Annotated in this window: 10 protein-coding genes; 6 read left to right on the top strand and 4 right to left on the bottom strand. The window is 42.8% G+C overall.

Annotation, left to right across the window (positions count from 1 at the left end; translation table 11 throughout):
• From AC1DPZ_RS14600 to AC1DPZ_RS14580, 5 genes are all read left to right on the top strand, one after another.
• The coding region (locus tag AC1DPZ_RS14600; protein ID WP_477404573.1) for an alpha-L-fucosidase at window positions 1–524 on the top strand (524 nt) is incomplete at its 5' end.
• A gap of 9 nt (window positions 525–533) precedes the next feature.
• Window positions 534–2,882 carry a glycoside hydrolase family 95 protein gene (locus AC1DPZ_RS14595; RefSeq protein ID WP_477404571.1) on the top strand — a complete coding sequence of 783 codons (2,349 nt, stop codon included), beginning with the start codon at window positions 534–536 and terminating at the stop codon, window positions 2,880–2,882.
• Window positions 2,883–2,967: 85 nt separating this feature from the next.
• Window positions 2,968–3,198: a hypothetical protein gene (locus tag AC1DPZ_RS14590; protein ID WP_477404569.1), complete on the top strand. Its 231-nt coding sequence runs from the start codon at window positions 2,968–2,970 to the stop codon at window positions 3,196–3,198.
• Between the two features lie 46 nt (window positions 3,199–3,244).
• Window positions 3,245–5,452 (top strand): alpha-galactosidase, encoded by a 2,208-nt coding sequence (locus tag AC1DPZ_RS14585; RefSeq protein WP_477404567.1) that lies wholly within the window; start codon window positions 3,245–3,247, stop codon window positions 5,450–5,452.
• 200 nt (window positions 5,453–5,652) lie between these two features.
• Window positions 5,653–8,454: an outer membrane beta-barrel family protein gene (locus AC1DPZ_RS14580; protein WP_477404565.1), complete on the top strand. Its 2,802-nt coding sequence runs from the start codon at window positions 5,653–5,655 to the stop codon at window positions 8,452–8,454.
• A gap of 125 nt (window positions 8,455–8,579) precedes the next feature.
• Here AC1DPZ_RS14580 and AC1DPZ_RS14575 read toward each other — a convergent pair whose 3' ends face one another.
• The 4 genes from AC1DPZ_RS14575 to AC1DPZ_RS14560 are packed head-to-tail and all read right to left on the bottom strand — an operon-like array spanning window position 8,580 to window position 11,262.
• A complete protein-coding gene (locus tag AC1DPZ_RS14575) occupies window positions 8,580–9,233 on the bottom strand; it encodes a response regulator (RefSeq protein WP_477404563.1) in 654 nt (217 codons plus the stop codon).
• A gap of 6 nt (window positions 9,234–9,239) precedes the next feature.
• Complete coding sequence (locus AC1DPZ_RS14570) at window positions 9,240–10,028, bottom strand: sensor histidine kinase (protein ID WP_477404561.1); 789 nt, start codon at window positions 10,026–10,028, stop codon at window positions 9,240–9,242.
• Window positions 9,995–10,651 carry a hypothetical protein gene (locus tag AC1DPZ_RS14565; protein WP_477404559.1) on the bottom strand — a complete coding sequence of 219 codons (657 nt, stop codon included), beginning with the start codon at window positions 10,649–10,651 and terminating at the stop codon, window positions 9,995–9,997. The genes AC1DPZ_RS14570 and AC1DPZ_RS14565 overlap by 34 nt, the downstream gene beginning before the upstream one ends.
• Window positions 10,652–10,665: 14 nt before the next feature.
• Window positions 10,666–11,262 (bottom strand): hypothetical protein, encoded by a 597-nt coding sequence (locus AC1DPZ_RS14560; RefSeq protein WP_477404557.1) that lies wholly within the window; start codon window positions 11,260–11,262, stop codon window positions 10,666–10,668.
• 454 nt (window positions 11,263–11,716) lie between these two features.
• Between AC1DPZ_RS14560 and AC1DPZ_RS14555 the strand changes: the two genes are divergently transcribed.
• Window positions 11,717–11,967, top strand: a 251-nt coding sequence (locus AC1DPZ_RS14555) for a phage tail protein (protein ID WP_477404555.1), incomplete at its 3' end; no start/stop codon positions are given.

Below are 11,967 nucleotides of genomic sequence, written 5' to 3'. Positions count from 1 at the left end.
TGGACGAACCATGGGAAAGCTGCATCACCATTTGTAACCAATGGGCCTGGAAACCAAACGATGGTATGAAATCGCTGAAGCAATGCATCCAAACTTTGGTAACATCGGCATCCGGCAATGGTAACCTGTTGTTTAATGTTGGTCCGGCGATGGACGGGCATATGGAAGCCAGGCAGGTAGCCCGCTTAAAAGAGATGGGTAACTGGTTAAAACAATACGGCGAGGCTGTTTACGGAACTAAGGGCGGTCCATACCTGCCAACTGCCGAATACGGAGCTACCCGCCTTGGAAACAAGATCTATATTAATGTTTTTCAAAGGAAAGATAGTACACTGAACATCCCTTTGCTACCTAATACTAAGGTCCTGAAATCATATTTCCTTAACGGTAACGCGGTTGCCATTAAATCGGATAGCAAGGGGTATAAGATAGAGTTGCCGGCTACTTTGCCCGATAAAAGCTGTTCGGTAATAGTTTTGGAGCTGGATGTAAACGCAATGGAGATCCCTGTAATAAAATCATAATATAAGCTGATGAATTTTAAAAAAAATATACCGGCCATAACGGTTGTTTTAGTTGTTTTATTAGCATCTACAGTCTCCTTTGCACAAAAAAAGCCGCTTACCCTGCATTATGATAAACCTGCCTCAAGGTGGGAGGAGACACTGGCGCTTGGTAACGGCCGCCTTGGAATGATGCCGGATGGGGGAGTAGGTAAGGAAAAGATTGTGTTAAACGATATTACCCTATGGTCGGGCTCACCTCAGGATGCAAATAATTATGATGCTTACAAAAAACTGCCCCAAATAAAGGAGCTTTTATTAGCTGGTAAAAACGTAGAGGCACAAGCACTGATAGACAAGGATTTTGTGTGCAAAGGTCCCGGTTCGGGCGGCAAACAATGGGGTTGTTTCCAAACATTGGGCGATTTGAACCTGGAATTTGATTATAAGGGTGCCGATGCGTCAAAATTTACCAGTTACAAAAGGCAGCTATCTCTTGATAACGCGATAGCTAAAAGTACCTATACCATTAACGGCGTAACCTACAGGCGGGATTATTTTACMAGTTTTGGCGACGATGTAGACATGATTCGCCTAACTGCCGATAAACCCGGCCAGCTTAATTTTAGCATCGGGCTCAGTCGGCAGGAACGCTCAGTTACCACAACCATTGGCAATACCCTGCAAATGGCCGGCCGGCTTGATAATGGTACCGATGGTAACGGCATGCAATACATTGCCAATGTGAAAGCAAAGCTTACCGGCGGTACTTTAACCTATACGGCCAACAGTCTTGTGGTAAAAAACGCTACCGAGGTTATCATTTATATTTCGGCAACTACCGATTTTAAAAGCGCCGGTTTTAAAACAAAAATGGAGCGGAATTTAACTGCGGCTATGAAAAAACCATATGCGTTGCAAAAGCAGCAGCATATAGCCAAATTCCAAAAGCTGTTTAACAGGGTAAGTATCAGTTTAGGCGACAAAAATTCAGCCGAAACTACCGATCAGCGCCTCATCAGCTTTCATAAAGCACCTGCGGATGATAAGGGCCTGCCGGTTTTATTTTACCAGTTTGGTCGGTATTTAAGCATTTGCAGCACGCGGATTGGCTTATTGCCGCCAAACCTGCAAGGGCTGTGGGCCAATGAAGTGCATACCCCATGGAATGGAGATTATCATTTGGATGTGAACGTGCAGATGAACCATTTCCCGGTTGAGGTTTCCAATTTATCAGAATTAAACCTGCCGCTGGTGGAGCTGGTGCGCGGCCTGGTGAAAAACGGTGAGCGCACTGCCAAAGCTTATTACAATGCCGATGGCTGGGTAGCCCATGTAATTACCAACGTGTGGGGATGGACAGAACCCGGCGAAAGCGCATCCTGGGGCGTTACCAAAGGAGGTTCGGGCTGGTTGTGTAGCAACATTTGGGATCATTATGCTTTTACTAATGATAAAAACTTTTTGAAAAGCGTGTATCCAATTTTAAAGGGATCGGCACAGTTTTATAACAGCATCCTTGTAAAAGACCCTAAAAGCGGCTACATGGTTACCGCGCCCTCTTCATCGCCCGAAAACAGCTTTGTAATGCCCGATGGCAGCGGTAATCATGCCAGTATTTGCATTGGCGCCACCTTTGAAAACCAGATAATGCATGAGCTGTTTACCAATGTAATTACTGCATCAGAAACTTTGGGAGTTGACGCTGACTTTCGTGCCCAATTGAAAAAAAGGCTGAAAGAAATTCCTCCTGCAGGCATCATCAGTAAAGATGGCCGCATCCAGGAATGGCTGGAAGATTACAAAGAGACCGAACCCCAGCACCGGCATATTTCACATTTATATGGTATTTACCCGGCATCAGAGATTACCGCAGATGGCACACCCGAACTGGCCGAAGCCGCAAAGAAAACACTGGATGTACGTGGTGATGATGGCCCAAGCTGGTCTATCGCCTACAAATTATTATTCTGGGCCAGGCTGCACGATGGTAACCGGGCTTATAAGCTTTTTACCGAGATCATGAAGCCAACCACAAGTACCGGTATTAACTATGGCGCAGGTGGCGGTATTTATCCAAACCTGTTATCCGCCGGTCCGCCGTTTCAGATAGATGGAAATTTTGGTACAACTGCCGGTATTGCCGAAATGCTGATCCAGAGCCACGAGGGTTATATCAACCTGATCCCCGCCATCCCCGATAGCTGGAAAGCATCGGGCGATGTAAAAGGCTTACGTGCCCGCGGCAATTTTACGGTAGATTTTAAATGGAAAGATGGAAAGGTAATTAGTTACCGGGTTACATCAACCGCACCGCGCAAAGTGAAGATCAAGGTTAACGGAGTTATAAAAGAAGTAATGGCTGAGAAAATAAGCTAATCGCTTCACTACTTACGCTTCCACCATAGCGATGGTTTCAAACCCATCGCTATCGTGGAGGTTAATCTACCTAAAAATAAATTCAATGAAAATATTTTATAAACTGATTTTAGTCTTTCAAGTGATCATACTTTCAAATGTAGCTGTATTTAATTATTCGGATAAGCCAAAGGAGTTAGCGCTCGATTCAAAAAGATTAGGTCTTTCGGATCAAAAGTACCGTGTTGCCGAAATATTGCAGGCTAACAATACAGATATCCCTGCAAAGCTTAATGCCGCCGATGCCGCATTATATAAATTTGAGTTCGGGAAGTAAAATCGAAAAAAATAACCTTATTTGTATCTATTAAATAACCTGTAAATTGAGAAAGAAGTTCCTAAACAAAATAGTACCCTTTAGCGGGGCGCTTATCAGTACCATGTTCCTGGCAGCCGGCAGTTTTGCCCAAACAGTAACTATCCCGGTAGAAACACAAAACAACGCATTAGTGTTGCAAACGGATGCCAATAAAAACCTTAAAATGGTTTATTTTGGCGCCAAACTGAGCAATGCAAAAGAGTATGAGCAGATCCTGAAAATGTACAGGCAGGCTGATGACTCGGGCATCCTCAATGATGCCTATATGCCATCAGGCTCGGCAAGCCTGGCCGAGCCTGCCATTACCGTTACGCATGCTGATGGTAATAAATCACTTAACCTGGCGTATGTAAGCCATAAGATTACAAAAATTGCCGACGATATCAGTTTACTAACCGTAAACCTGAAAGACCCCGTTTATCCTTTTGAGGTAACCCTGTATTACAAAACCTATTTTAAAGAGGATGTTACCGAACAATGGTCGGTTATTAAACATGGCGAGAAGGGGATTGTAACACTTAATAAATTCGCGTCGGCAAATCTTAACCTAAAGGGTAACGGCTTCTGGCTGAAGCAATACCATGGCAACTGGGCCGTTGAAATGCAGCCGGAAGAAGCAAAGCTTACCCACGGTATTAAAACTATAGATAGCAAATTAGGCACCCGGGCCAATTTGTATGAACCATCTATGTTTATGGTATCTGTGGATAAGCCGGCTACCGAGGATGAAGGTAAAGTAATGCTGGGCGCGCTGGAATGGTCGGGCAATTTTAAGATTGACCTGGAATTGGATGTTTCTGATAATTTACGGGTGATAGCCGGTATGAACAATGCCGCGTCAGAATATCACCTTAAACCTGCCGAGGAATTTACCACCCCGGCATTTGTTTACACCTACTCGGATCATGGTAAAGGTGATGCCAGTCGTAAATTACAGCGCTGGGCCCGCAAATATAAAATTGTTAATGGCGAAGGCGACAGACTTACCCTGCTTAATAACTGGGAATCAACCTATTTTGATTTTAATGAAAGTAAACTGGCTCAATTATTAAAGGATACCAAAAAATTAGGTGTCGATTTGTTTTTGCTGGATGATGGCTGGTTTGGTAACAAGTTCCCGCGTAACGGCGATGTCGCAGGATTGGGCGACTGGCAGGAAAATAAGCAAAAATTGCCAAATGGCATCAGTTCGCTGGTTAAGGAAGCACAGGCCAATGGTGTAAAGTTTGGTATCTGGATAGAGCCGGAAATGGTTAACCCGGCAAGTGAATTATATAGCAAACATCCGGATTGGGTAATTAAACAACCAAACCGTCCCGAAAAATATTTCCGTAACCAGTTGGTGTTGGATCTTTCCAATCCAAAGGTGCAGGATTTTGTTTATGGGATAGTTGATGATCTGTTCACCAAAAATCCCGACCTGGCTTACATCAAGTGGGATTGTAACGCGGTGATCTATAATGCTTATTCGGCTTATTTAAAGAAAAATCAGTCGCATTTGTATATTGAGTATGTGCGAGGGTTATATAAGGTGCTTGAACGGGTAAGGGCGAAGTATCCAAAGGTGCCGCTTATGTTATGCTCAGGTGGTGGCGGACGTGTGGACTATGGCGCGCTAAAATATTTCACCGAGTTTTGGCCAAGCGATAATACCGAACCGCTGGAAAGGGTTTTCATACAATGGGAATACTCATATTTCTATCCGGCTATTACCAGCTCAAATCACGTTACGGATTGGGGTAAACAACCGATCAAATTCCGTACAGATGTAGCGATGATGGGCAAATTAGGGTTCGACATTGTGGTAAGTAAACTAAGTGAGCAGGATCTTTCATACGTTCATGATGCGCTTAAAAACTATGATAACCTTAAAGAACCCATATGGCATGGTGACCAATACCGCCTGCAAAGTCCATGGGATAATGATGCCGCATCTATCATGTACGTTAACGATGCCAAATCAAAAGCCGTGGTGTTTAACTACCTGGTTAACAATCGTTATAATGCAGGTACAAAGGTACCTGTCCGTTTAAAAGGCCTCGATCCGCAGAAAAAATACCAGGTTAAAGAGATCAATCTTTATCCTGGCTCCAAATCCTCTTTAGGTGATGATCTTATCTTTACCGGCAATTTTCTAATGACCGTTGGCATCAACCCCGATGTCAACAGCAGCAGAACAAGTGTAGTTTTGCAGCTGGACGAGATCAGGTAACAAGGATGTTATGTAACAAGCCTGCAACAGTTTAAAATAAACCGTTGCGGGCTTGTATTTTAGCAGACGCGTTAAATTAATGTCAAGTTTACAAGTCTTAAGTTCTAAGTCTTCAGTCTCAGGCCAAGAAGGCTTTTGACTCAGAACTTAAGACTTTCGACTTAGAACTTAAGATTCGACCCTGCTGTATCCGCCTTACCATGAAAAAACCTGTATTCCTGCTAATTATGATTGCGCTTGCCAGCATATCCTATGCCCAAAACCGCCGGGGAGGCGGCAATGGAAATGGTGGTAATTATGGCAATTTTCAGCAGCGGCGGCCCAAGGAACAAAAAGGACCTTTACCATTCAGGGAGGTTACCGGTGTAGTGAAAGATACTGCCGATAAAAAGATGGAAGGGGCAACCGTAAAACTGGTATCAGCTACTGATAGTGTGGTTACCATTACCGGCCCAACGGGTAAATTTGTTCTCAGGAAAATTAAATCGGCCACATTTGTAATAACGGTTACCAGTGTTGGTTATCAGTCCGTTATCCGTAAGATGCTGAACAATGATGAATCGCGCAGCTTATCGCTTGATCCCTTTATTTTAAAACCGCAATCGCATATGCTTGGGGAGGTTGTGGTGAACGGAGGCCCCAGTATTACCTACAAAACCGATACGGTTGAATATCGCGCCAGTGATTATAAAGTACGTCCTAATGCTACTGTTGATGAGCTGATTAAAAAAATGGAAGGCGTTGAAGTTGCCAAAGATGGTACAGTAACGCACCAGGGGCAGGCAGTGGTAAAGGCCAGGCTAAATGGTAAGGATTATATAGGTGGCGATGTAGCACAGGCCATTAAAAACCTGCCAGCCGATATTGTGGAGAAAGTACAGATCATCGATGATTACGGCGACCAGGCAGCCCGTACGGGCATCAAAGACGGCGACCCTCAAAAGGTATTGAACATTACCACGAGGGCCGATAGATCTGTAGGGAATACAGGGCGTTTAACTGCCGGCGCTGGTAGCGATGAGAGGTACGATACCCGCCTGTTTTTTCAACGGTTGAATGGTAACGAGCAGATAGGGCTCATCGGAAGCTTTGTAAATACGGTGAACGGTGTTACCGGCGGTAGTGGAGGCGGAAGCGGGGGAACAACAAAAACAGGTGGTCCTAACATCAGCTATCGCAGCTATCTAACCAAAAAGATCCAGATCAATACCAGTTATAATTATAATTTCAGGGATGTAAATTCCATTAACCATAGCGATGGGCAGCAGTTCAGTACACTGGGTACTACTAACTTTATCAGGAACTCCAATTCGCAAAATAATAACAAAACCCATAATATAAACCTGGAGCTGGAGTATAATATTGATAGTGCCAATTACTTAAAAGTAACCCCCAGTTTTAGTTACTCGGGTGTAAATTCAACAAACACATCTCAAAGTTTTAAAACCGGCCTTATTCATCAGGATATTTTGGGATTAACGGGCAGCAATAATACCGTGCCCAGTTGGGGGGCTATTGTGTTTTATCAGCATTTGTTTAAAAAACCGAAGCGCAACCTGTCGTTGCAGGTAAGCTACAACAGGTCGGATAATGAAACTGTTAACGAGCAGGACAATAACATTATTTACTACCAGGATTCTACCAATCACGTTTTAAAAGATTCGTTAGTAAACCGCCATATCAGCCGGAGCAACCTGAGCAAAAATTTCAGGACAAGTTTTACCTATGTTGAACCGCTGAATGATGTATCACAACTGGAGTTTAACGCGCAGGTAAATTCGCGCGGCTATGATAACCAGGCCTATACCTTTAATATCGATTCGTTAGGGAAACGCAACCTTGTCGATTCATTGAGTAACGTTTTTAAATACTCATTTACCGAAACCCGCCTTGCACTTAATTATCGCATCAATCAAAAAAAATACAATGTATCGATAGGCTTAACCGGTGTGCCAACCGTTTTGGATGGAACAAAAGTAACCGGTGGAGTGATAAGTACGCATCGCACTAATTTTAACCTGATCCCGATAGCACGTTTTCAGTACGTATGGTCAAAACAGGAACGTTTTTCGGTAAACTATTCTGGTAGCCCCCAGGAACCTTCATTTACCCAGATTCAGCCTGTGCGCGATGAGTCAAACCCGCAAAACCCGGTTGTAGGTAATCCCAATTTAAAGCCATCGTTCCGTAACTCCATCAACCTGCAATACAATAATTACATAGTCGATTCAAAATTCAATGTATCGGCCAATGCCAACGTAAGCTTTATTAAAAATCAGATAGTTACTAATACGGTGCAGATAGCCGACACCCTTGGCGCCTTAAAAAACGAAACGCGCTATATTAACCTAAATGGCAGTTATACCATTGGTGGCAATTACAATATTTCGAAACAGCTGGACGATAGGAAATATAACCTCTCGCTTAATGGTACCATCAATTATGGGCATGGCATAGCAATGAGTAACAACGTGCAAAACTTTACCACAACCTGGCACTTTAATGAGCGCTTAGGCCCGCAAATAAATCCCAGCGAATCGGTAGAAATTAACCCATACGTTTCCTATGATGTGGCCAAATCATATTTCACGCTGCCCCACTCGGTAAATACCAATATCAGTACCACCGCTTTGGCTATCGATGGTAAATTTTATTTCCTTACCGGGCGCACGGCTACTTTTGGTTACAGCGCCAATAAAAACTTTGTAAAAGGGATATCGCAGAACCTTACCCGCAACCCATTGGTTATTAACGCTTACATTGAACAGCAGTTTTTTAAGCGTCGTAATCTCACCCTTACTTTCCAGGTATTTGATATTTTAAAGCAAAATAACTTTGTTAGCCAGGTTACAACCGAAAACTCGGTAACCAACACACTCAGTAATGCGCAAAGCCGCTATTTTATGTTTAGCGCAAAACTAAACCTCCAAAAATGGAGCGGCACACCAATGCGCCGTGGTCAAAGAATGAAAAGGAGAGGAGACGGGAGTTTTATAGAGTAGATGCTTCACCTGCCCTGCCTAAAGGAAAAGCCTCACCTAAATCCTCCCCAAAGGAAAGGACTTTAAAAGAAAAGTTAAAAAAAAATCCGGAACCCTCCCTTTTGGAGGGGGCAGGGTGAGGCCACCTATATCTTTATTAAATCCTGCTTCAACGCCGCTATCACCAGCCCGGTTCTTGATTTTGTTTCAAACTTTTGAAACAGCGCTTCGCGGTAGTTATCAATAGTATGCGGGCTTAGGTTCATCATATCTGCAATTTGCTTGTAAGTAAGGTCGCTGCAGCATAGCTCCAGGAACTTCAGCTCGTTGGCATTTACCTCTATTTGTTGTGCATTTATAGGCTGGCTGTTTTGTATGTTGCGTAATAGTTTCCCGCTTACAAGTTCATTAATATAAAACGATTGTTTAGCAATACCGGTAATAGCATCAATCAGGTCGGATGCCCTGGATTGTTTAAGCATGTAGCCGCCGGCGCCGCTTTTTAGCATCCCGATGATGGGTTTGTCTTCCTCAAACATACTTAAGGCCAGTACTTTAATCTGGGGATGCTTTTCTTTAATCCATTTAGTGCTTTCATATCCATCCATCTGCGGCATGGTAATATCCATCAGGATCACTTCGGGCAGGGGATGGCGCGGTAGTTTCTGGATCATATCCTGGCCATTCTCGGCATCAAAGATCACGTTAATTTTGCCCGAATCGGTAAGCAGGCTCACCAGGCCCTGTCTGAAAAGGGTATGGTCATCAACAATGGCTATATCTATTTTATCAGCGTACATCAATATTTAGTAGGGTATGGTTACAATAATTTCAGATCCGTTTCCGGCCGCCGAGTTGATGGAGGCTTCACCATTAATCATCGCCGCGCGTTTGGTGATGTTGTGCAGGCCCATCCCGTTTTTTCGTTTCAGCCTTTCTTCAACATCAAAACCCTTCCCGTTATCGCGGATTGTTAACTTAAATGAATTTTCAATCTGCTCTAAAGTTATAAATATTTCGGTTGCTTTGGCATGCTGTATGATGTTATTTATAATCTCCTGGAACAGCCGGAAAAGGATGGTTTCTTTACCGCTATCGGCATTAAATGTGTTGAAATTTCGCTTGTCGAAATTGATCTTAAACTTGTCTGATCGCTGCAGCCATTCCAGTTCAAATTCAATAGCCGCGGCCAGTCCGCGGTTTACCAGTTCTTCACCGTGTAACAGGCGCGACAAGGCTTTTACTTCTTTGATTGACCGGGTTGTAAGATCTTCAACAAAAGCCAGTTTTTCGGCCGTTTTGTCCTTATTGTCAAGGTCGATGGAACTTAGGGTGATGGTAGTGATACTCAACAACTGCCCTATATTATCGTGCAGATCGTAAGCAATGGTTTTAAGGGTTTGCTCCTGTACTTCTATCTGGGTTTTAAGTAACTCATTCTCAAATGTTTTTTGCAGCAGTAGCTTCTCCTCCTGGTGTTTCTTTTTTTTACGGTTGTATGAAACTACGTAAATGATGAGGAACAGGGGGGCAATTAAAAAAATTAGGGAAGTTAACCCTATCAGGAAGATGATTTCCTGCGAAGATATCTGCATAAAAAAGCGTATGACCAAAAAGAGTATAGTGTTATGTTTAGTAAAATAAAGATATAGTACCGTATGGAAAGCTGGTTATTGATAGGTTTTAAGCTTGAAAGGTAATCAAAAAATATGTTGCAGGTAGTACTGCCGAAGTAAAAAAACAATGAGCCACTCACCCACCAGAACGGTGCCGAAAATGAAAGYCGCTCAAAGTTTTCATCCATCAGTTTAAGATAGTAATAATACAGACTTGCCAGTACAAATACAACCGACATAACGATTGCCGTTATGGAAACAAATGCTTTAAAATGGGTCATCACCAGCTCAGTTGTGCACATCGCTATAAAGAATACATACCAGGCAATAAGCCATTTACCTGTATTTTTAAACGGTTTATATAAGTTATAAAATGTATAGCTGGTAACGCCACATTCAAACATTAAAAAAGCGTTGTACAGGTTATAATTAGGCACGTGTGCTACTTTACGCATGTATACACCGGTAATTTCGACAAGGCAGGTTAGCAGCAGGTATGGGATAAACAGCTTCCAGGCTGTATCCTTATCTTTTATTAAAAAGATAAGGGCAGCCAGGAAGCATATAAATTCACACCCGGTATTTATGGTGATGAACATCATTTGTTTTAATTGATTTAGTTGCCTAATAGCAATAGGGTTGCACCTTTGCAGGTAGCCGGTGGCGGGCATTGTTCGCCGCGATTTTCGGGGGTAGTGCCGACAATAAAACCTTGCTGGCCACCATTTTGACCCTGTTGCGGCTTTTTGCCGTAGTAATCCTGATGGATTATCTTGCCTGAAGTGCTGTCGTCTTTTGTTGATACCATTACTAATGTATTATAACCCCAGTATTGTTTATCAGGCTTATGGCCGCCCTTAAAATCTTCGGAGTAAGATTTGTCATAAGTAGCCAGGTAAAAACGAACGCCATCGCCCCCCTCCTTTATTATAGTATCAGCAAGAGCCCGCAGCCTCTTGGCACTAAACCAAATGCACCTGGTGTTTGATCCTTTATAGGTCCTCTCCACGGCTTGCGCATCAGCGAAGGCTGAATCAACCGTGCCGGCATTTTTTCTGTAGTTTTTTACATACCTCAGCGCCGTTTGAAGGCTTAAGGTATCAATGTTAATGCCGATTTTATCAGTGCTGACATCGGCTTGCTGCTTTTGCTGGCACGAGCTAAAACCAATAGCGGCAAAAGCCAGGGTAATTAGGGTAATTTTTTTGATCATGATGTTGTTATTTAAGTTTACCGAAAGTGCTTAATTATGTGTAGAAACACAACATCTATATTAAACCTTTTTTTACCCTAAAAAACACCTTTAAAAAAGCTGATTATACCCTATGCTACCTTTTAACTATAACAGACATTTGTAATGCAATGCAAAAGCAAAGAAAAATAAAGTAACGATTTTATTACATGTGTTGATGCGTTGCTTAAAGATAACCTGGTAGCAATAATAATGCTTTGTGATAATGGCAACCCACCGGCATTTGTAAATAAATTAACCAATGATATATTATTATAAACTATTAATAATTAAGCTGATGTTCATGGTAATTGTTAACTACAGATGAAATTTTTCAATTGATATAATGACATATATTTACCAACCGATTAAACCAAAATAAACTAAATCATACCCTAAAACTAACTTATTAATTTAAACTCTAAAACTTATTATTATGGAACCTTACATTGGCGAAATCAGAATGTTTGCAGGCGATTTTGCCCCCCGTGGCTGGGCGCTTTGCGACGGCAGTTTACTAAGAATTGATCAGTGGGATAAATTATTTTCGATCATCCAAACCTATTATGGCGGTGATGGCGCAAGTAACTTTGCCGTGCCCGATTTGCGCGGCCGCGCTCCGGTAAGTGCAGGCGCCAGTACTGGCTATACATCCGGGTATTACCTCGGTCAGAGAAACGGCAGTGA

The organism is Mucilaginibacter sp. P4_G9 (assembly GCF_056400985.1).
Note: the sequence above shows the minus strand (reverse complement) of the source record. Positions and strands in the feature narration are given on the sequence as shown.

What these genes read in the sequence shown, in the direction of transcription:
- AC1DPZ_RS14590 (WP_477404569.1), top strand. Translation starts at nt 2,968, where the DNA reads ATGAAAATATTTTATAAACTGATTTTAGTCTTTCAAGTGATCATACTT.
- AC1DPZ_RS14580 (WP_477404565.1), top strand. Translation starts at nt 5,653, where the DNA reads ATGAAAAAACCTGTATTCCTGCTAATTATGATTGCGCTTGCCAGCATA.
- AC1DPZ_RS14575 (WP_477404563.1), bottom strand. Translation starts at nt 9,233, where the DNA reads ATGTACGCTGATAAAATAGATATAGCCATTGTTGATGACCATACCCTT.
- AC1DPZ_RS14570 (WP_477404561.1), bottom strand. Translation starts at nt 10,028, where the DNA reads ATGCAGATATCTTCGCAGGAAATCATCTTCCTGATAGGGTTAACTTCC.
- AC1DPZ_RS14560 (WP_477404557.1), bottom strand. Translation starts at nt 11,262, where the DNA reads ATGATCAAAAAAATTACCCTAATTACCCTGGCTTTTGCCGCTATTGGT.